We start from the raw sequence: 20,027 nt of genomic DNA on the forward strand, positions 1-20,027 counted from the left end.
GCTAGTCGCCCTACGGCCCGACCGGGCCCAGCCGCTCAGCCGGGACCCAGTCGGTGATGATCGTCTCGGGATCGGCGGTCACCCAGGTGACCAGCGCCTCCCAGCCGTCGACGCCCTGGCGCCAGGTCAGCAGGAGGCCCGGCAGCTTGCGCGGGCCGAACTTCTCCTTGACCCAGACATGCCGTTGCCCCACCCACGAAGAGTAGAACATATGTTCGAATGAGCGCCAGGGGCCCTGGCCCAGCCCCCGGTCAGAGGGCGCGCTGCCGCTCCTCGCCCGTGTCGAAGAAGCGGTCGAGGTAGTCGTCCGGCTCGAGGTCGCTGGTCCGCATCAGCGAGTAGACCTCGGCTCCGGCGCCGACCGGATCAGCCATCTCGTAGGACTGCACCAGCCCGAGCGCCTCGCAGTCGTCGAAGATCGCGGCGTACTCCGCGGCCTCGGCCTCGGCCTGGGCGATCGCCCCGGCGAAGTCGTCGGCCTCGAAGATCACCACCCGCTCCTCGTAGTGCGGCGGGACGTCGCCCGAGCCCGCGAACCGACAGACGGTGCGTACGCCGTACCAAGTCATGGCGCCACCCGGTCCCGCCGCAGCAGCCCGTAGACCCACGAGTCCGACACCACCCCGTCCACGATGCAGTCCTCGCGCAGCGTCCCTTCCCGCACGAACCCGAGCTTCTCCAGCACCCGCGCCGAGGCCGGGTTCCGGGTGTCCACCGCGGCCTGCACCCGGTTGAGGTCGAGGGTGGCGAACGCCCACTCCAGCAGGGCACGCGCCGCCTCCGTCGCGTAGCCGTGCCCCCAGGCAGCCTGCGGGAGGCAGTAGCCCGTGCGGGCACTCCGGAATGCGGGGTTCCACCCGCTGACGGTGCACCAGCCGACGAACGCCCGGTCCGCACGGCGTTCGAGGACCACCCGCACCCCGCTCCCCTCCTCGGCCATCTCCGCGCACCGAGCCAGGAACAGCGCGGCCGACTCCCGGTCCGTCCACGGCGGGTAGTCCCAGTAGCGCAGCACGTACGCATCGCTCTGCAGCGCGAAGAGGTCGTCGGTGTCGGCCTCGGCGAACGGGCGCAGCCGAAGTCGCTCGGTCTCCAGCGTGGGGGTCGGCAGCCGCATGGCACTACCGTCCCACGCGGTGGTCGTCAGCGCGCGACGTCCATGTAGCGGTTGTAGAGGTGGCCTACCTCGTCATCGATCCGCCCGACCAGCTCGCGTACCCGGTCGTCCTCGGCGACGCGGAGGTAGCGCTCGTCCGCGACGATCGCGACCACCGTGTGCTCGACGCGACGGTAGGCCGTCGGGTCGCCGCGCATCGCGCGCAGCGCCTCGGCGTACCCCTGGAGGACGGTGAGATAGGTACCGCCGGCGAGCCGCGCCTCGGCCTTGGCCTGCGCCCGCCGGAACACGACCCGCAGCTCGCGGGCGAGCTCGGGCCCGACGACGCCCTCCCCCATCGGTACGGCGAGCCCGCGCGCGTAGTCGCGGCTCAGCTCCCCCTGTGCCCGGATCAGGCTCGGGCCACCGAACCGCCGCTTCTGCGGCACGAGCGTCTCGTCGCCCTGCCAGGCAGCGAGGGTGCGCGCATTGGCCTCGGTGTCGTCGACCTCCGCCTCCGCGGTGGCCAGCACCGTGTACCAATCGGCGAGCAGCTCGAGGAGCAGCGCTCCGTCGTGCCGGAAGGTGGCGAGGACGAACATGTGTCACCCTTCCTCGTGCTGGACATGGTCGACGATGCAGCCGCTGAGATCGGGCGGCGCCGACCCGATGAAGACACTGCCCGCGACGGAGCCCGTGAACGATGCGACACCGTCGAAGACACAGTGGTCGAACACGCAGCGCGTCGTCCACATGACCGCGCGCAGGCTCGCGCCGGTGAAGGTGCACCGCTCGAACCGCGCGCCCGACGCGACGGAGCGGGACAACGTCGCTCCGGAGAAGTCGCAGTCCGTGAACTCGCCGCCGAGACGAGCGCCGGTGAGCTTCGCACCGACGAAGCTGCACCCGACGAAGCGACGCCGGACGAACACGCCGCGCATGTCGATCCGGTCGAGGACACAGCCCTCCAGCTCCGACTCGGTGACCGACGCGCCGTCCGCGAAGGTGACGTCCGACAGGTCGACACCCGTGGCGCGCTGATAGCGGATCGGAGTCGTGAGCCGTACGCCGCGCAGGTCGACCAGACCCGCCTCCGTCGTCCCGAAGGGCGACGCCGGGAAGGGGGCGCCGGGCCGTTGTGCCGCCAGGACGAGCTCGTGCTCGAGCGCGCTCGTGCGCTCGTGCTTCCAGCGCTCGCTCAGCTGGCGCGTCGTCGGCCTCATCATGCCTGGACCCGGTGGGTCAGACGTTGAAGCGGAACTCCACCACGTCACCATCGGCCATGACGTAGTCCTTGCCCTCCATCCGGACCTTCCCCGCCTCCTTGGCCTTGGCCATCGACCCCGCCGCGACCAGGTCGTCGAACGAGACGACCTCGGCCTTGATGAAGCCCTTCTGGAAGTCGGTGTGGATGACGCCGGCGGCCTCGGGCGCGGTGGCGCCCTTGGCGATGGTCCACGCGCGCGACTCCTTGGGGCCGGCGGTGAGGTAGGTCTGGAGGCCGAGGGTGTCGAAGCCGACGCGGGCGAGGACCTCGAGGCCGGGCTCGGTGACGCCGGCCTCGGCGAGGAACTCGGTGGCCTCCTCGTCGTCGAGCTCGATGAGCTCGGACTCGAACTTGGCGTCGAGGAAGATCGCCTCGGCGGGGGCGACGATCTCGCGCATCTTGTCCTTGAGGGACTCGTCGGCGAGCTCGTCGGCGTCGCAGTTGAAGACGTAGATGAAGGGCTTCGCGGTGAGGAGCGAGAGCTCGCGCAGGAGGGCGCGGTCGATCGAGGTGGCGATGATCGGCGTACCGGCCTCGAGGGCTTCCTTGGCCTCCTTGGCGGCCTCGAGGTTGGCGGCGAGCTCCTTGACCTTGCGCGCCTCCTTCTCCAGCCGTACGACGGCCTTCTCCACCGTCTCCAGGTCCGCGAGGATGAGCTCGGTCTGGATCGTGGAGATGTCGTTGGCCGGGTTGACCTCGCCGTCGACGTGGGTGACGTCCTCGTCGCGGAAGACGCGGGTCACCTGGCAGATGGCCGCGGACTCGCGGATGTGGGCGAGGAACTTGTTGCCCAGGCCCTCGCCCTGGGAGGCGCCGCGGACGATGCCGGCGATGTCGACGAACTCGACCGTGGCGGGCAGCTGGCGCTCGGAGCCGAAGATCTCGGCGAGCTGGGCCAGGCGCGGGTCGGGTACGCCGACCACGCCCACGTTGGGCTCGATGGTGGCGAACGGGTAGTTCGCCGCGAGGACGTCGTTCTTGGTCAACGCGTTGAAGAGCGTCGACTTGCCTGCGTTGGGGAGACCGACGATGCCGATGGTGAGTGCCACGGGGGGCGATTCTATGGCCGGGCGGCCCGGCTGCGCGCATCGACGCGAGAACGGTACGGGTGGGGCTACCCCCGAGTCGGAGCCCCACCCGTGCCGTCCACCGGCTCAGGAGCCGTAGAGCGCCCGGACCCCCGTCGCGTCGGAGGCCTGGAACTCCAGGTCGCTGGAGCTGCCGTTGCACTGCGGGTAGTGCATGATCGACGCCGAGTCGTACGGCGTCAGCGGCCGCCAGTTGTTGTCCTCGAAGCAGGTGCCCGACTCCGGCCGGGTGTGCTCGTGGCGGAAGCCCAGCACGTGGCCCAGCTCGTGGCCGAGGATGTCGCCCGGCTCCCAGGTCCCCGAGGACCAGATCGAGTCGTCGACGAGCACGTTGCGCGAGCTCTTGGCCGAGCTCGGGAAGAACGCGCGGGCGATGTACTGCGAGGTGTTGACCGGCTCGACCGAGAACACCACGTTGTTGTTGCGGGTGGTGCAGCTGCTGTTCTGCGCGGGGACGTAGACGAAGTTGATCTTCGACGACGCGTTCTCCCACAGCGCGGTGCCGGCGCTCATCGCCGCGACGATGTCGGCCTGCCGGGTGCCGAACCGGGTGCTGACGCAGTAGGTCAGGTTGAGGGCCTGGCTCGCGCTCCACTTGTCGTCGCGGCCGTTGACCGTGTTGACGATGAGGTCGCCCTCGTGGCGGTCGCGGTCGTGGTTGCCGAACGGGCCGACCATGCTGTTGTAGAACTTCTTGAGCTCGGCCTTCGTGCTGAGGGCCTCGTCGCCGTTGACGACGTAGGCGCCGTCGACGTCGACGTACGTCGAGGCCTCGAACTCCTGGTACGTCGGCGGTGCGCTGAGCGTGCTCCATCCGGTGTCGGCCGACGCCGAGCCGGGGCCGGAGACGGCTGCTCCCGCGAAGGCGGTCACCAGGCAGGCGACGCCGACGGAGATTCTGCTGATCCGAGATGACAACATCCAAGAACCTTTCTCCCGAGAGTGGATCCGGCACATCGAATCGCTCGGATCGCCCTCAGGACAAGAGATCCTGTGACTCAGAAAGCGGCAGGGCCCGGGGCTGCACGAACGTGAGCCACGGACCCCGCCGCTGGGGACGGGCGTCAGGCCGGTGTCAGGCGGGCATCGCCGCATCGTGCGGGTCCATCGAGCCGATGTGCTGCTGCGACTCCACCAGGCCCTCGTCGGAGGGCTGCTTCCCCTGCCGGAAGACCCGATCACGCTGCTTGGCCCGCAGCTCGGGGTGCGCCTCGCTCGGGATGTCGAAGCCGTAGGCGGCCTGCGCCTCGCGCGGCGTCATGGTGACCGGCGAGAGCGGCGGGATGCCGAGCATCGCGGGCGCCGCGACGGGGACGGCCTGGGGCGCGAGCAGGTTCATCAGCCACAGCCGCAGCTGCATGTTGCTGTTGAACACGGTGTGCAGCGCCTTGGTCGGCGGCGCGACCAGCGCGTCGGTCAGCCGGCCTTGGCGTAGCCCCGCCATGTCGCGCATGTGCTTCGGGTACGTCGAGATGATCGCCTTGCGCATCAGCCACATCACCGGCGCGAACCCGGCCTTCTGCCACCCCGGCAGGTCGGGCGGGAGCGCGACCTTGAGCGGCAGGATGAAATTGATCATGTCCTGCGCCGCCTCCGAGGCGGCGATCCGGGAGCGCCAGTCGGCGAAGTACTGGCGAACCTCGTCGCGGTTGCGCGGCACCGTGTCCGGGTCGATCGTCTGGAGCTCGGCGGCGCGTCGGCACTCGGCCCAGAACTGCAGCTCCTCCTCGGGGGTCAGCCGCCCGCCGCCGAACCTCTCGTAGCAGTAGAGGATCGAGTGCCAGGCCGTCACGTGGATCCACAGCTGCGACGACGGCTGGTTGGCGTCGTACTCGCCGCCGGTGACGGGGTCGTGCCCGATCGCCTTGGAGTGCACCTTGACCAGGACGTCGGCCGCCTTGGCGGTCGGCTCCGTGGCCGCGAACGCGACCATCCCGAAGTAGCGCAGGGTGCGACCGTAGCGGGTGCTGGGCCGGTACTTCACCCCGCCGGACTGGACGACGGCCGCCGCCAGGTTCGGGTCGAAGTGCTCGATCGTGACGGCGCGCGCGAAGCCGAGGATGTAGGACGTCGGGTGCGCCCACACCTTCCACGTCACCGAGTCCGGCCCGAAGAATCCGTAGTCGGCCATCGGCTCGAACTGCTGCGCGAGCTGCTTCCTGGTCTGGAGACCGAACATGCGGCCCTCCCTTCCTCATTGCTACAGGTCCGTAGGTTCGGCGAAATTTACAGCACTGGAATATTGTCCGGAAGGTGACGCAGGACACCTCCGGAGCGGCTGAGCCCGCTCCCAAGCGGCGCTACGCCAAGCGGCTGCCGGTCGAGCAGCGCCGCGAGCACCTGCTCGACGCAGCGTTGCGGGTCCTGGTCCGCGACGGCTACGAGCGGGTCTCGATCGAGGCGATCGCACGCGAGGCCGAGGTCACCCGCCCCGTCGTCTACGGCGCGTACGACGGCCTGGAGCCGCTCCTGCACGCGCTGCTCGACCGCACCCAGCGCCGGGCGCTCGCCTCTGCGCTGCGCCTGATGCCCGACGGAGGCCTCGACGGCGCGCTCGACGTCGACGAGTGGATCGTGGCCGCGGCCGGCGGCCTGATCGACGTCGTCCAGCGCGAGCCAGAGGTCTGGCGCCCGGTCCTGGGCCTGACCCAGAACGCGCCCGCCGTCGTCCGCGACCGGATCACCTCGACCCGCGAGCTGATCCGGGGCTCGATCGCCGACGCGCTGCAGGCCGGCCTCGAGCGCCGCGGCGGACCGTACCTCGACGTCGACGTCCTGGCCCACCTGGTCCTGGTCACCGCCGAGCACTTCGGCCGGCTCGCCCTCGACCAGCCCGAGACGTACGACCGCGATCGGCTCGTCACCTCCCTCGAGGGGCTGCTGAGCGCCACCCGACCCGCCGCGGACTAATCTCTGCTGGTGCGGATCGCCACCTGGAACGTCAACTCCCTGCGCACGCGGATCGACCGCGTCGAAGCCTTTCTCGACCGGCACGACATCGACGTGCTCGCCGTCCAGGAGACCAAGGCACGCGAGGAACAGCTGCCCCTGATGGGCCTGCAGGCGCGCGGGTACGAGATCGCCGCGCACGGCCTCAACCAGTGGAACGGCGTCGCCCTGATCAGCCGCGTCGGGCTCGACGACGTCGCCGTCGGCTTCCCCGACCAGCCCGGCTGGGGCGACCCGGCCGAGGTCGAGGCCCGCGCCATCGGCGCGACCTGCGGCGGCGTGCGGGTGTGGAGCCTCTACATCCCCAACGGCCGCAAGCCCGACGACCCGCACTACGCCTACAAGCTCGACTGGCTGGCCCGGCTGCGCACCGCGGCGCAGGCGTGGCTCGACGTACCGACGGCGCTGGTGGGCGACTGGAACATCTGCCCGACCGACGAGGACGTCTTCGACGTCGCGCAGTTCAAGAACTCCACGCACGTCACGCCCGCCGAGCGCGCGGCCTTCCAGGCGTTCCTGGACGGCGGGTGGGCGGAGGTGACGCGGGAGCACGCGCCGTCGTACACCTACTGGGACTACTACCGGCAGCGCTTCGAGCGCGACCGGGGGCTCAAGATCGACTTCGTGCTCGGGTCGGCGTCGTTCGCCGAGCGGGTGACGGGGGCGTTCATCGACAAGGAGGAGCGCGACCCGTCGGTGTTCGCGGGCGCTCCGTCGGACCACGCGCCGGTGGTCGTGGACCTGGCCGACTGAGGGACGCGGCAACCGATCAGATGCGGCTTGTCACGGCCGATCAGGGTAAAGATTGTCGTGACACCCCCCACCAGAAGGCACTTCCCTTGCTTCGCGCCAGCATTGCGTCACTCGCTGTCCTGACCACCCTTCCCGCTGTCACGGCCCCACCGGCCCACGCCGACACCCTGACGGTCCCCGGGTCCGCGTCGGCGACGGTGGGGGCGGCCTCGACGCTGGAGATCGCGGTGCCCCCGGGCGTCACGCCCAGCAAGGTCACGGGCCGGCTGCGGCTCGACGACACGATCGACGGGACGGTCGCGTTCGTGGTCGGCGGGCGGTTGGCCGCGCGGGTGCCGGCCCGGGCCGATGCCGCGGTGGAGATCCCGGTGTCGCGCGCCGACGTGAGCGACGAGCGTATGCAGGTCGAGGTCCGCGTCGACCAGACGGTACGACGCCAGGACGCCGCCTGCGTGACGGTCAGTGACGTCCGGGCGACCCTCGACCAGGTGCGGCTCGAGTTCACCGGTGCCGAGACCGAGCCGGCGACGCTGGCGGAGTTCCTGGCGCCCTACGCGACCGCGGTGGACGTCGTCGTCCCGGCGGACGCCGACGAGGCGACCCTGGCGGCCGGGCTGGCCGCCGTGGCCGCGATCAGCAGCCGCTACCCCGACACGACGGCCGTGCGCCTCACGACGCCCGACGCCGTGACCAAGGCCGGGCCCGGCGTCCGCGTGGTCCGCCTCGCCCCCGGCACCGGTACGGCGACCACCGAGATCGCCGACGACGCCGGTGTCGCGACGCTGACCCTCGGGGGCGGCGCCGACGAGCTGGCGGCCGCCGTGCGGGCGCTGGGCGACCCGGCGCTCGGGCTGGCCGACGCTCCGGACACCGAGGGCCTGGCCGCGAAGCGCGCGCCCGTCGAGGTCGTCGACGCGCTGACGCTCGACGAGCTCGGGGTCGGTCGTGCGGTGCTCAGCGGCTACGGCCGGGTCGAGCAGTACGTCGGCATCCGGCAGGACGCCTTCGGCGGCCCGGTGGGCTCGCTGAAGATCGACCTCAACGGCACGCACACGGCGCTGCCCGAGGGGGCCCGCGCCCAGCTCGACGTCTACGTCAACGACCGGCTGGTCGACTCCACGCGGCTCGGCGACGACCCGGTGCTGCATCGCGAGATCGAGGTCCCGGCCGCCGACCTGCAGGGCGACAACGGCATGGTCGTGGTGCTGAGCGCGGTGCCGCCGCGCGAGTGGTGCACGGCGACCGACCGGCAGCTGCCCCTGGAGGTCCACCTCGACACCGAGCGGACCGTCGTCCACGCCGACCGTGGCGGCGCCCGCACCACCGGCTTCGCGGCGTACCCCCAGAACCTGGGTGGGCGCCTCGACGTCGCCATCTCCGACCACGCCGCCGACCCGGTCTCCGCGGCGGTCGACGCCGGCTATGTCGTCGCCGCGCTCCAGCGCCGCGCGTCCCGGCCGCTCGACGTCCGGATCGTGCCCGCCGCCGACCTGCGCGGCGGCAAGACCTCCGGCCTCCTCGTCGGCGCCGGCGAGGAGGACTCCACGGCGCTCAAGGCGCCGCTGCGGCTCTCGGAGATGCGCCTGCTCGACTACGCCGAGGCGACCTTCCAGGTCGGCACCGACCGCCCGTACGCCGCCCTGGTCGCCGTCCGGCACCGCGGCCGCGACGTGCTCATGCTCGGCTCCTGGGCCCCGGACGGCGACGGTGCCGCGCTGGAGCGCCGGGCCGCGACCTACCTCGGGACCGAGGGCTGGGGCGCGCTGAGCGCCAACCTGCTCGTGCAGCCGGCCGAGGGCGAGCCGTTCAGCATCGACGCCGACGCGGTCGTCCCCCAGCAGGAGCGGGTCGACGAGCAGCGCTCGTTCGCCTGGTGGCTCGTCGGGGGGCTCGCGGTCCTGCTGGCCCTGCTCGGCGGCCGGTGGCTGCTCGCGCGCCGGCGCCGCCAGGAGATCACCGAGATCGTCGACGCGCAGGTCGCCGCGGACACTGAGGCTCAGGCCGGTGACCACGACCGCTCCTGAGCGCACCGAGACCGAGCCCCGGGTACGCCGCCCGGGGCGAAGGGTCCCCGGCAGCGTTCCGGTGTTCCTGCTCGGCTGCGCCGTCGGCGCGGTCGCGTCGGCGTACACCGTGCGGACCGGCACCAACCTCGACTACGGCGACGCGATGGCGCACCTCACCATCGCGCGCCGCATCCTCGACGGCCAGACGCCGGGCCTGCAGCAGCTCGGCACGGTCTGGTTGCCGCTCCCCCACCTGCTGCTGATGCCGCTGGTGCAGGACATGTTCCTGTTCCGCACCGGCATCGCCGCCTGCATCCTCGGCACCCTGTGCCTGGGCATCTCGGCGGCCGCGCTGCACCGGATCATGGTGCGCCTCGGCCTCGGCCGGACCGCGCGCGTGGTCGGGCTCGGCGTTCTCCTGGCCAACCCGAGCCTGCTCTACGCCTACACGACCGCGCTGACCGAGCCGGTGCTCATCGCCGCGATCCTGGCCTGCATCGCGGGCCTGTCGGGCTGGGCGTTCAGCGGCCGCCGGCTCAGCGGCGGCGAGCTCGCCGTGTTCGCGGGCATCCCCGCGGCCTGCGCCGTGCTGACCCGCTACGAGGGATGGGCGCTGGTCGTCAGCGGGGCCATCTACGTCGGCTTCGTCGTCGTGCGCCGCGGTGACGGGCTGCGCCGCGCACTCGTGCTGGCCGGCGCCTTCGCCTCCGCTCCCCTGGCCGCGATCGGGTGGTGGCTGTCCTACAACGCCGCCTGGTACGGCAATCCGGTCGAGTTCCTCACCGGCCCCTACTCGGCCGCCGCGTTCACCGAGGTGTTCGTCGAGCAGGGCCAGCTCACCACCAAGGGCAACCTGGGCCTGTCGTTCAAGGTGTTCGGCTGGGCCGCCGTCGAGTCGATCGGGCTGCTGCCGCTGATCGCCGCCGGGATCGGTCTGGTCCTGATGACCTGGCGCTGGGGCATCGACAACCGGGCGCTGACGATCTGGCTCGCGGGGACGTCGAGCGCGTTCCTGCTCTTCAGCCTCACCACCGGCCAGCACATCATGGTCAACGACGTCTCGCTGCCCTCCGGCGCCTACAACAACCGCTACGTGCTCTCCGCGGCGCCCTGGGCGGCACTCCTGTGCGCCTACCTCGCCCACGAGCTGAGCCGCCGCAAGGCGCTCGCCGGGGCGGGCGTCGTCCTGGCGACGGTCGCGGCACTGACCGCCCAGAACCTGTGGTGGGCGGGCGATCCCGGCGAGCGGATGACGGTGATCGAGGAGGCCCACCTCGGCCAGCGCAACTTCACCGACGTCAAGAAGATGGCCCGCTGGCTGCACGACCACTACGACGGCGGCAACCTGCTCATCGACGAGAGCGCCGACAAGCTGGCGGTCGCGCCGGTGATCGCGATCGACTTCGACGAGGTCTACAACCGGGCCGCGGGCGACGCCTTCGACGACGCGCTCGCCGATCCCGAGGACCACGTGCGGTGGGTCGTCATGCACCGCACCCAGGTGACGACGTACGCGACGAAGGCGGCGCTCGACCTGGTCACCACGGCGTTGGCCGACGACCCGTCGTTCCTGGCCGGCTACGAGCTGGTCTACGAGATCGCCGACCTCGGCGTCTACCGCCGGATCGGGGGCTGACGTGCAGATCGGCAACCACCTCGTCGCGACCGGGCGGATCACCGAGGACCAGCTCGCGACCGCGCTGGAGCACCAGCGGGCCGAGGGCGGCCAGCTCGGCCAGCACCTGCTCCTGGCCGGCGCGCTGAGCCGGCGCGAGCTCTACGAGGCCCTCGCCGAGCACTGGGAGACGGCCTCGCGCGACCTCGTCGCGCACCCACCCGACCCGGAGCTCGCCGGACGCCTCGACATCGCCGAGCTCAGCCACCTCGGCTGGGTGCCGTGCGAGCAGCGCCCGGACGGCACGCTGGTCGTGGCGACGTCGGTACGACCGACGGCGGCGCTGCTCGAGCAGATCCGCGAGCGCTTCGGCACCGACGAGATCGAGCTCGTCGCGAGCACCCACTGGGACGTCTTCCGGGCCATGGAGGAGGCCAACCGCGGCAAGCTCCGGCGCCTGGCCGAGGACATGCTCGCCGAGGAGCGCCCCGAGCACTCCGCGCGCCCGGGACTGACCCGGCTCCAGCTCGCGCTGCCGTTCCTGATCGGCCTGGTGTTCGTGGTCGGTGCGGTGCTGGAGCCGCGGCGCGCGTTCGTCGTCCTGCTGTCGGTGACCAACGTCGTCTTCCTGCTCAGCGTGCTGTTCAAGGCAGGCTCCAGCCTGCGGGCTCCGCTCGTACGCGCCCGCCGGGAGCGCCGGCGCCTCGCCGAGATGCGCGAGCGCCAGCGGCGCGGCCTGGTCCCCGAGTGGCACCCCGGCGGCAACGACGCCGAGCTGCCCGTCTACACGATCCTGGTGCCGGCCTTCCGCGAGGCCAACATCATCGACAAGCTGATCACCAACCTCGGCGCGCTCGACTACCCGCGCTCGCGGCTCGACGTGATCGTGCTGATGGAGGAGAACGACCCCGAGACCGTGGCCGCCGCCAAGCGGGTCGCGCCTCCGGACTACGTGCGGCTGCTCGTCGTACCGGCTGGGGAGCCGCAGACCAAGCCGCGCGCCTGCAACTACGGGCTCGCCTTCGCCCGCGGCAAGTACGTCGTCATCTACGACGCCGAGGACCGCCCCGAGCCGCTCCAGCTCCGCAAGGCCGTGGCGGCCTTCGAGCGCGACGCCTTCGAGCACGACCACCTCGGCTCCACCCGGCCGCGCCTGGCGTGCGTGCAGGCGGCGCTGCACTACTTCAACGCCGACTACAACGTCCTCACCCGGATGTTCGCGATCGAGTACGCCCACTGGTTCGAGTCGATGCTGCCCGGCATCGACGGCAGCGGCATCCCGCTCCCCCTCGGCGGCACGTCCAACCACTTCGACACCGAGGTGCTCAAGCGCCTCGGCGCCTGGGACCCCTACAACGTCACCGAGGACGCCGACCTCGGGCTGCGGGTCTCGGTCGAGGGCTATCGGGTCGACGTACTCGACTCGACCACGGGCGAGGAGGCATGCGCGACCGTCCCCGCCTGGATCCCCCAGCGCACCCGGTGGATCAAGGGCTACATGATCACCGCGGCCGTCAACATGAGGCACCCGCTGCGGTTCCTGCGCCGGGTCGGGCCGCTCGGCATGGTCGGCATGGTCGGGCTCATCCTCGGCACGCCGCTGACCTTCCTCGCCTATCCCCTGGTGCTCGGCTTCACCGTCATCACGTACGTCGGCGTCCAGGTCATCGGTCTCGACCTGCCCCACTGGGTCGTGGTGAGCAGCCTGGTCACCGCCGTGCTCGGCAACGCCCTCATGATCGTGGTGTCCGGCATCGCGGCGACCCGGCGCTACAACTGGCGCATCGGCATCTTCGCGCTCCTCAACCCGCTCTACTGGTGCCTCCACGCCTATGCCGCGTGGCGGGCGCTGGTGCAGACGATCTTCAGCCCGCACCGGTGGGAGAAGACGCCGCACGGCATCTCCGAGGACTACGAGAGCACGGCGCACGTCTGAGCGCGCGTGGCTGCCTCGATTCCGGCACCGTCGCGCTCCGCGGCACCTACGATCCGGGGCATGACCTACGAGCGGCAGTTCGCGGCGACCGCGACCGAGACGATGATGGCTCTGGAGCGCGCCGTACGTCACTTCGAGAAGTTCCGCTCGGCCGACCAGGCCCTGCTGACCATCGACTTCGACACCAGGATGAGCGGCTGGTCGTGGGGATCACGGTGGAGGATCGAGGTGCGGTCGATCGGCGACGGCTGCGTGGCCACCGCCGACATCGTCGGCGCCGGCAGCCTCGTGGCGGGGACGAGTGAGGCGAAGAAGATCACCAGCATCTTCGACCTCGCCGAGTCGCTGGCGTCCACGGCATCGACGCCGGCGCCGGCGGGAGGCGACGTCCCCGGGACCGCTCGGGCGCTGGAAGCGATGGTCCCGCCCGATCTGCCCGCCAAGCACCAGCGCTTGATCGGGCCCATCCTGCAGGCACTCGCCGAAGCGGAGACGGCCGCCGCGGCCCAGGACATCGTGGACGAGGAGCTGGCGATCGCCCGGGCCCAACGCACGGCCGGTTCCGCCGGTATGTTCGCCATCGGTCCCGCCCAGTGGTGCGAGGAGGAGATCCGCGCGCGCATCGCCGCCGGGCTCCTCCGCATCGGCGCACAGCCGGTCGCCCGGGTCGGCGCGGACCTGATGATCATGAGCGATCGAATCCTGCAGGCGAGCACCGTACGCGCCCTCGATGAGCACGTCACCTCGATGGTGGAGGTCGGTGGCCAGATCCTGCAGTCGACCGGGCCGACGTTGACGGGGGTGGCGGCGGGGGCCGACCGGCGAACGGCGAGCTCCATCGTCGTCCATCCCTCGTGGCGCCTCGTCGAGCCGATCGACCCGGACGATGCCCACGAGGTCAGCGCCATCGCCGCTCAGGTGACCGCCATGGCAGCGCAGATGCGCACCGCCCCGTCAGCCCCGGCCCCGCCGTCGGTTCCCAGCGTGACCGAGGAGCTCACCAAGCTCGCGGCACTGAAGGACGCGGGAGCTCTCACCGACGAGGAGTTCGCCGCGGCGAAGGCTCGCCTGCTGGACCTCTAGGCCGGACCTGGTCCCACAAAGATCCCCAGACACCCGGCCCGGCTCCCACCGGTGTCGGCGCGAGCACCTAGCGTGGAGACGTGAGCAGCACGGCGCACCCGCGCCCCCGGACCCTGTGGGACGAGGGACGACGTTCCGGACGGGACGTGGTCTCCCTGGCCGTCGCGCTCCTGCTCACCGCGACCGTGCTCGACCTGCTGCTCTCCGACGGCCTCGGCCTGCTCTACGACCTGGTCTTCGCCACGCTCTGCGTGGGCGCGGCCCTGGCGGTACGGCCCAGTGACTTCTTCGCGGTCGGCGTGCTGCCGCCGCTGGCGATGTTCGCGATCGTGCTGCTGCTGGCGCTCAGCGACCCCGGATCGGTCGCGCGGGCCGACGACGGCGTCGTCCAGGCGACGGTGTCGGGGCTCTCGCGGCACGCGGTCGCCCTCGTCCTCGGGTACGGCGCCTGCCTGGGCCTGCTCGCCGCGCGGCGCTCGTACCTGCAGCGGCACCCCGCGACCGACTGAGGACTCAGAAGCGGTCGGGGTCTCCTGCCCCGCGGCGCAGCACCTCGGGGGCACCGTCGGACCAGTCGACGACGGTGGTCGGCTCGGCCGGCGTCTCGCCCGCCTCGACGACGATGTCGACCTCGTGGTCGAGGTCCTCTTTGATCTCCCAGCCCATCGTGCGCGGCTCGGTCTCACCGGGGAGGATCAGGGTCGAGGTCAGCAGCGGCTCGCCGAGCTGCTCGAGCAGCGCCTGGACGAAGACGTGGTCGGGGATGCGGACGCCGACGGTCTTCTTCTTGGGGTGCAGCAGGCGGCGCGGCACGTCCGGCATCGCCGGCAGGATGAAGGTGTAGGGCCCCGGCGTCGCCGCGCGGATCGCCCGGAACGCCGAGTTGTCGACGTGGACCATCTGGCCCAGCTGGGAGAAGTCGCGGCACACCAGCGTGAAGTGGTGCTTGTCGTCGAGCCCGCGGATCTTGAGGATCCGGTCGCGGCCGTCGCGGTTGCCGATCCGGCAGCCGAGCGCGTAGCCCGAGTCGGTCGGGTAGGCGATCAGGGCGTCCTCGTTGAGCGCGTCGACGATCTGCTGGAGCAGGCGCGGCTGCGGGTTGTCCGGGTGGACGTCGAGGTAGCGGGCCATCAGAGGCGCACTGCGGTCTTGGTGCTGCGCCCGGCGGCCTTGAGGTCGCGGTGCAGCTCCTTGGGCAGGGAGAAGGCGAGCGTCTCCTCGGCCGTCTGGACGGCGCGGGCGTCGGGGTAGCCGCGCTCGGCGAGGTAGGCCAGGACCTCGGTGACGAGGTGGTCGGGGACCGAGGCCCCCGAGGTGACGCTGACGGTCGCGGCGTCGTCGAGCCAGGACTCGTCGAGCTCGGAGACGTCGTCGATGCGGTACGACGCCTTGGCGCCGGCCTCGAGGGCGACCTCCACCAGGCGCACCGAGTTGGAGGAGTTGGCCGAGCCGACCACGATCACCAGGTCGGCGGTGGCGCCGATCTCCTTGACCGCGACCTGGCGGTTCTGGGTGGCGTAGCAGATGTCGTCGCTGGGCGGGTCCTCGAGCTGCGGGAACTTCGCGCGCAGGCGGCGTACGGTCTCCATGGTCTCGTCGACGCTCAGCGTGGTCTGCGAGAGCCAGGCCAGCTTGGCGTCGGCCGGGAACTCCAGCTTGTCGACGTCGTCGGGGTGCTCGACGAGGACGGTCTGGTCGGGAGCCTCGCCCGCGGTGCCCTCGACCTCCTCGTGACCGGCGTGACCGATCAGCAGGATGGTGTAGCCGTCGGCCGCGAAGCGGACCGCCTCGCGGTGCACCTTGGTCACCAGCGGGCACGTGGCGTCGATGGTCTTGAGGTCGCGCTCGGCGGCCTCGCTCACGACCGCCGGCGAGACGCCGTGGGCGGAGAAGACGACCGTGGCGCCCAGCGGCACCTCGTCGAGCTCCTCGACGAAGATCGCGCCGCGGGACTCGAGGTTGGCCACGACGTGCTTGTTGTGGACGATCTGCTTGCGCACGTAGACGGGCGAGCCGTAGAGGTCCAGCGCCTGCTCGACCGTCACGACCGCCCGGTCGACGCCGGCGCAGTAGCCGCGCGGGGCGGCGAGCAGGACCTCACGCTCGCCGTCGTCGAGCAGGCGCGGGCTACCGAGGTCGATCGTCATGGCACCCAGTCTACGGACCTGGCTCTCCCGGGCCGACTCCACGACGTACCCGGCCCGGACCCGGCAGGATGCAGCCATGACGCTTGCTCCCCCGTCGTCACGGATGTCGCGCGACCTGTCCACCGCGGCCGCGCTGCTGCTCCTCGCCGTGGCGGCCGCCGTCGACCTCGCGATCGTGGTGCTCAGCCTGCACCGGATGGAGTCCGGGCAGCCCCTGACCGAGGCGGCCGACGTCACGCTCGGTGTCGTCGCCGGCGCGGTCTATGCCGTGGTCGTCCTCGCCGTGGCCCGGACGCCGCAGCGCCAGGCCCTCGCCTGCGGGCTCGCCGTCGCGGCCCTCGTGCTCAACGTCCTGTTCTGGTACCTGCTGACTCACGGGCCGCTGCAGCCCACGTCGTACGACGAGGCCCGCTCGATCTTCCAGGTCCGCTGGATCATCGACGGGCTGCTGCTCGTCGGCGCCTGGTCGGTGTCCCGGCGCTCCGGACACCGGTGGTGGCCCGGGCTGCTCGTGGTCCCGGTGCTCGTGCTGGCCCAGGCCCCGTTCGAAGACGACCTGGTCCGCTCCACGGCCAACCTCGGTACGGCGCTGCGCGCGGCGTCGCTCTGGGCGTGGGCGAGTGCCGTCCTGCCGATCGCGGGCGTCGCGTGCTGGCTGCTCGACGGGCGCAGCACCTCGAAAATGACACCGGCCCGCCACCCTCGCGGGTGACGGGCCGGCGTACGCAGCAGGTGCGTCAGGCCTTCTCGGCGTCCTCGGTGGACTCCTCGGCGGGAGCCTCCTCCTCGGCAGCCTCGACCTCGGCCTCGGGGGCCTCGGCAGCCTCGGTCTCCTCGACCTCGGTCACCTCCTCGGTCTCCTCGACCTCGTCGGCCGGAGCCGGCGCGGGCGCCTCGGCCTTGGCGGCCTTGGGAGCGGAGGGGGTGAACGCACCGGTCACCAGCTCGATCACGGCCATGGGGGCGTTGTCGCCCTGGCGCGGACCGATCTTGGTGATCCGGGTGTAGCCGCCCGGGCGCTCGGCGAACGTCGGCGCGATGTCCGCGAAGAGGGTGTGCACGACACCCTTGTCGCGGATGACCTTGAGGACCTCGCGGCGCTGGTGCAGCGGGTTCTCGCCGGCGTGAGCCTTCTTCGCCTTGGTGATGAGCTTCTCCGCGTACGGACGCAGCGTGCGGGCCTTGGCCTCGGTCGTCGTGATCCGGCCGTGCTCGAAGAGCGCGGTGGCCAGATTCGACAGGATGAGGCGCTGGTGCGCGGCGCTACCGCCGTGGCGGGGGCCCTTCTTGGGCTTCGGCATGTCTCTCTCGTTTCTTCCCCGGCCGTGTCAGGTACCGGGGCAGTCGTCCCGGCCGTGTCAGGTACCGGGTGGTTGATGTCCCCTCAGGGACGGATCAGAACTGCTCGTCCTCGACGAAGGCGGTGTCGTCCTCGTCGTCGTCGGAGTAGTTGGCCAGGGCGGCCGACGGGTCGAAGCCCGGGGCGCTGTCCTTGAGGGACAGACCCATCTCGTGCAGCTTGGCCTTGACCTCGTCGATGGACTTCGCACCGAAGTTGCGGATGTCCAGCAGGTCCTGCTCCGAGCGGCTGATGAGCTCACCCACGGTGTGGATGCCCTCGCGCTTGAGGCAGTTGTACGACCGCACGGTCAGCTGCAGGTCCTCGACCGGGAGGGCGAGGTCGGCGGCGAGCTGCTCGTCGACGGGCGAGGGGCCGATGTCGATGCCCTCGGCCTCGACGTTGAGCTCACGGGCCAGGCCGAAGAGCTCGACCAGCGTCTTTCCAGCCGACGCGATCGCGTCGCGGGGCAGGATGGACGGCTTGGTCTCGACGTCGATGACGAGCTTGTCGAAGTCGGTGCGCTGCTCGACTCGGGTGGCCTCGACCTTGTAGGTCACCTTGAGGACCGGGCTGTAGATCGAGTCGACCGGGATCCGGCCGATCTCGTTGTCGGCGCCCTTGTTCTGGACGGCCGAGACGTAGCCGCGGCCCCGCTCGACGACGAGCTCGAGCTCGAGCTTGCCGTTGTCCGAGAGGGTGGCGATCTTCAGGTCGGGGTTGTGCACCTCGACACCGGCCGGCGGCGCGATGTCGGCACCGGTGACGTCACCGGCACCGGACTTGCGCAGGTACATGGTGACCGGCTCGTCGTGCTCGGAGGAGACGACGAGGCCCTTGAGGTTGAGGATGATCTCCGTGACGTCTTCCTTGACGCCCTCGATGGTCGAGAACTCGTGGAGGACGCCGTCGATCTTGATGCTCGTGACCGAGGCACCGGGGATCGAGGAGAGGAGGGTACGACGCAGCGAGTTGCCGAGCGTGTAGCCGAAGCCGGGCTCGAGGGGCTCGATGACGAAGCGCGACCGGAACTGGTCGACGGTCTCCTCCGACAGGGTGGGGCGCTGTGCGATGAGCACTTGTTTCGTTCCTTTCCGGGCCGACCGCTATATGAGGACCCAGACGTGGTGCGGAATTGGAGAAGAGGTACGGCGAGAACACCGGTGCCCGCCCCGGTCTCCTCGCCGCAGCGAGGGGGACCAGGACGGGCCGGTGATCACTTCTTGGAGTAGTACTCCACGATGAGCTGCTCCTGGATGGGCAGGTCGATCTGCTCACGCACGGGAACCGAGTGCACGAGGATCCGCATCCGGTTCGGGAGCGCCTCGAGCCAGGCCGGCACGATCCGCTCGCCATGGGTCTCGCGGGCGACGATGAACGGCGTCATCTCGAGCGACTTCTCGCGCACGTCGATGATGTCGTACTGGCTCACCTGGAACGAGGGGATGTCGACCTTGCGGCCGTTGACCAGGAAGTGACCGTGGGTCACGAGCTGGCGGGCGTGGCGGCGCGTGCGGGCGAAGCCCGCGCGGTAGACCACGTTGTCGAGACGGCACTCGAGCAGCTGGACCAGGTTGTCGCCGGTCTTGCCCTGGCGACGGGCGGCCTCCACGTAGTACTTGTGGAACTGCTTCTCGAGCACGCCGTAGGTGAAGCGGGCCTTCTGCTTCTCCTGCAGCTGGTTGCGGTACTCGCTCTCCTTGACCCGCGCGCGGCCGTGCTGGCCGGGAGGGTAGGGGCGCTTCTCGAAGGCAGCGTCGCCGCCGACGAGGTCGACGCCGAGACGGCGCGACTTCTTGGTCAGGGGTCCGGTGTAACGGGCCATTGAAGTTCTCCTCTAAGTCCTGGTCAGACGCTCAGACGCGCCGGCGCTTCGGCGGGCGGCAGCCGTTGTGCGGGGCGGGGGTCACGTCCTGGATGGTGCCGACCTCGAGGCCGATCGCACCCAGCGAGCGGATCGCCGTCTCGCGGCCCGAACCCGGACCCTTGACGAAGACGTCGATCTTCTTCATGCCGTGCTCCATCGCCCGGCGACCAGCGGCCTCAGCGGCCATCTGAGCGGCGTACGGGGTGGACTTGCGGGAGCCCTTGAAGCCGACGGTGCCGGCAGAGGCCCACGAGATCACCGCACCGGTCGGGTCGGTGATCGTGACGATCGTGTTGTTGAACGTGCTCTTGATGTGGGCCTCGCCCTGAGCAACGTTCTTCTTTTCCTTGCGGCGCACCTTCTTGGCGCCCGCGCGAGCCTTGGGAGGCATTCGCTATCTCCTCTAGATGAGCTGGTCGTGAAGGAAGTGAGATCGCACGAGGCGATCGATCACTTGGCCTTCTTCTTGCCGGCAACCGTGCGCTTCGGGCCCTTGCGGGTACGAGCGTTGGTCTTGGTGCGCTGACCGCGGACCGGAAGGCCCATGCGGTGACGGCGACCCTGGTAGCTGCCGATCTCGATCTTGCGGCGGATGTCGGCCTGAACCTCGCGACGGAGGTCACCCTCGATCTTGAAGTTCGCCTCGATCTCGTCGCGGAGCTTGACCAGCTCCTCGTCACCCAGCTCGTGGACGCGGAGGTCGGGGCTGACGCCCGTGGCCTCCAGCAGCTGCTGGGCGCGGGTACGGCCGATGCCGTAGATGTAGGTGAGTGCGACCTCGATGCGCTTGTCGCGCGGCAGGTCGACTCCGACGAGGCGTGCCATGGTGGCTTCCCTTTCGAACAGTCACGGTGGTGTGGTCGTGATGCATCCGGGCTTGT

Annotated in this window: 23 protein-coding genes; 8 read left to right on the forward strand and 15 right to left on the reverse strand. The window is 70.8% G+C overall.

Features of this window, described 5'->3' with window-relative positions:
* Positions 1-10: 10 nt before the first annotated feature.
* From M0M48_RS17850 to M0M48_RS17885, 8 genes are all read right to left on the reverse strand, one after another.
* Positions 11-193: a hypothetical protein gene (locus M0M48_RS17850; RefSeq protein ID WP_215814607.1), complete on the reverse strand. Its 183-nt coding sequence runs from the start codon at positions 191-193 to the stop codon at positions 11-13.
* A gap of 58 nt (positions 194-251) precedes the next feature.
* A complete protein-coding gene (locus tag M0M48_RS17855) occupies positions 252-569 on the reverse strand; it encodes a DUF4288 domain-containing protein (RefSeq protein ID WP_257752166.1) in 318 nt (105 codons plus the stop codon).
* Positions 566-1,117: a GNAT family N-acetyltransferase gene (locus tag M0M48_RS17860; RefSeq protein ID WP_257752167.1), complete on the reverse strand. Its 552-nt coding sequence runs from the start codon at positions 1,115-1,117 to the stop codon at positions 566-568. The genes M0M48_RS17855 and M0M48_RS17860 overlap by 4 nt, the downstream gene beginning before the upstream one ends.
* 26 nt (positions 1,118-1,143) lie before the next feature.
* The gene (locus M0M48_RS17865; protein WP_257752168.1) at positions 1,144-1,698 is read right to left on the reverse strand and encodes a hypothetical protein; all 555 of its coding nucleotides are present in this window, start codon (positions 1,696-1,698) and stop codon (positions 1,144-1,146) included.
* Between the two features lie 3 nt (positions 1,699-1,701).
* A complete protein-coding gene (locus M0M48_RS17870; protein WP_257752169.1) occupies positions 1,702-2,322 on the reverse strand; it encodes a pentapeptide repeat-containing protein in 621 nt (206 codons plus the stop codon).
* A 16-nt stretch (positions 2,323-2,338) separates the two neighbouring features.
* Positions 2,339-3,412 (reverse strand): redox-regulated ATPase YchF, encoded by a 1,074-nt coding sequence (ychF, locus tag M0M48_RS17875; protein WP_215814602.1) that lies wholly within the window; start codon positions 3,410-3,412, stop codon positions 2,339-2,341.
* A 105-nt stretch (positions 3,413-3,517) separates the two neighbouring features.
* Positions 3,518-4,372: a M57 family metalloprotease gene (locus M0M48_RS17880; RefSeq protein ID WP_215814601.1), complete on the reverse strand. Its 855-nt coding sequence runs from the start codon at positions 4,370-4,372 to the stop codon at positions 3,518-3,520.
* 154 nt (positions 4,373-4,526) lie between these two features.
* Positions 4,527-5,630 carry an oxygenase MpaB family protein gene (locus M0M48_RS17885; RefSeq protein WP_215814600.1) on the reverse strand — a complete coding sequence of 368 codons (1,104 nt, stop codon included), beginning with the start codon at positions 5,628-5,630 and terminating at the stop codon, positions 4,527-4,529.
* A 74-nt stretch (positions 5,631-5,704) separates the two neighbouring features.
* Here M0M48_RS17885 and M0M48_RS17890 point away from each other — a divergent pair, with 74 nt between their 5' ends.
* From M0M48_RS17890 to M0M48_RS17920, 7 genes are all read left to right on the forward strand, one after another.
* On the forward strand, positions 5,705-6,361 hold the full coding sequence (locus M0M48_RS17890) for a TetR/AcrR family transcriptional regulator (protein WP_257752170.1): 657 nt from the start codon (positions 5,705-5,707) through the stop codon (positions 6,359-6,361).
* Positions 6,362-6,370: 9 nt separating this feature from the next.
* Entirely contained in the window at positions 6,371-7,153 is a 783-nt protein-coding gene (locus tag M0M48_RS17895) for an exodeoxyribonuclease III (protein ID WP_257752171.1), read from the forward strand.
* A 227-nt stretch (positions 7,154-7,380) separates the two neighbouring features.
* Entirely contained in the window at positions 7,381-9,177 is a 1,797-nt protein-coding gene (locus M0M48_RS17900) for a cellulose biosynthesis cyclic di-GMP-binding regulatory protein BcsB (RefSeq protein ID WP_257752172.1), read from the forward strand.
* Positions 9,158-10,795 carry a hypothetical protein gene (locus M0M48_RS17905; RefSeq protein WP_257752173.1) on the forward strand — a complete coding sequence of 546 codons (1,638 nt, stop codon included), beginning with the start codon at positions 9,158-9,160 and terminating at the stop codon, positions 10,793-10,795. The genes M0M48_RS17900 and M0M48_RS17905 overlap by 20 nt, the downstream gene beginning before the upstream one ends.
* A 1-nt stretch (position 10,796) precedes the next feature.
* The gene (locus tag M0M48_RS17910; RefSeq protein ID WP_257752174.1) at positions 10,797-12,710 is read left to right on the forward strand and encodes a glycosyltransferase; all 1,914 of its coding nucleotides are present in this window, start codon (positions 10,797-10,799) and stop codon (positions 12,708-12,710) included.
* A 60-nt stretch (positions 12,711-12,770) separates the two neighbouring features.
* Positions 12,771-13,793: an SHOCT domain-containing protein gene (locus M0M48_RS17915; protein WP_257752175.1), complete on the forward strand. Its 1,023-nt coding sequence runs from the start codon at positions 12,771-12,773 to the stop codon at positions 13,791-13,793.
* 80 nt (positions 13,794-13,873) lie between these two features.
* Positions 13,874-14,302 carry a DUF6542 domain-containing protein gene (locus M0M48_RS17920; RefSeq protein WP_257752176.1) on the forward strand — a complete coding sequence of 143 codons (429 nt, stop codon included), beginning with the start codon at positions 13,874-13,876 and terminating at the stop codon, positions 14,300-14,302.
* A 4-nt stretch (positions 14,303-14,306) separates the two neighbouring features.
* Here M0M48_RS17920 and M0M48_RS17925 read toward each other — a convergent pair whose 3' ends face one another.
* Positions 14,307-14,924: an L-threonylcarbamoyladenylate synthase gene (locus M0M48_RS17925; RefSeq protein WP_215814590.1), complete on the reverse strand. Its 618-nt coding sequence runs from the start codon at positions 14,922-14,924 to the stop codon at positions 14,307-14,309.
* Entirely contained in the window at positions 14,924-15,940 is a 1,017-nt protein-coding gene (locus tag M0M48_RS17930) for a 4-hydroxy-3-methylbut-2-enyl diphosphate reductase (RefSeq protein ID WP_215814589.1), read from the reverse strand. Before M0M48_RS17930 ends, M0M48_RS17925 begins: the two co-directional genes overlap by 1 nt.
* Before the next feature lie 76 nt (positions 15,941-16,016).
* On the opposite strand from M0M48_RS17930, the gene M0M48_RS17935 reads away from it, so the two are divergent.
* Positions 16,017-16,652 carry a hypothetical protein gene (locus M0M48_RS17935; RefSeq protein ID WP_257752177.1) on the forward strand — a complete coding sequence of 212 codons (636 nt, stop codon included), beginning with the start codon at positions 16,017-16,019 and terminating at the stop codon, positions 16,650-16,652.
* A 25-nt stretch (positions 16,653-16,677) separates the two neighbouring features.
* On the opposite strand, the gene rplQ is transcribed toward M0M48_RS17935, so the two are convergent.
* From rplQ to rpsM, 5 genes are all read right to left on the reverse strand, one after another.
* Positions 16,678-17,241, reverse strand: coding sequence for a 50S ribosomal protein L17 (rplQ, locus tag M0M48_RS17940; RefSeq protein ID WP_257752178.1), 564 nt, complete (start codon positions 17,239-17,241; stop codon positions 16,678-16,680).
* A 94-nt stretch (positions 17,242-17,335) separates the two neighbouring features.
* The gene (locus M0M48_RS17945; RefSeq protein WP_038681083.1) at positions 17,336-18,358 is read right to left on the reverse strand and encodes a DNA-directed RNA polymerase subunit alpha; all 1,023 of its coding nucleotides are present in this window, start codon (positions 18,356-18,358) and stop codon (positions 17,336-17,338) included.
* A gap of 137 nt (positions 18,359-18,495) precedes the next feature.
* Positions 18,496-19,104, reverse strand: a complete 609-nt coding sequence (rpsD, locus tag M0M48_RS17950) for a 30S ribosomal protein S4 (RefSeq protein ID WP_215814586.1) — start codon at positions 19,102-19,104, stop codon at positions 18,496-18,498.
* Positions 19,105-19,135: 31 nt separating this feature from the next.
* Positions 19,136-19,537 (reverse strand): 30S ribosomal protein S11, encoded by a 402-nt coding sequence (rpsK, locus tag M0M48_RS17955; RefSeq protein WP_038681087.1) that lies wholly within the window; start codon positions 19,535-19,537, stop codon positions 19,136-19,138.
* 59 nt (positions 19,538-19,596) lie between these two features.
* Entirely contained in the window at positions 19,597-19,971 is a 375-nt protein-coding gene (gene rpsM / locus M0M48_RS17960; protein ID WP_036547929.1) for a 30S ribosomal protein S13, read from the reverse strand.
* Positions 19,972-20,027 lie beyond the last annotated feature (56 nt).

This window comes from Pimelobacter simplex (genome assembly GCF_024662235.1).
Taxonomy (GTDB): domain Bacteria; phylum Actinomycetota; class Actinomycetes; order Propionibacteriales; family Nocardioidaceae; genus Nocardioides.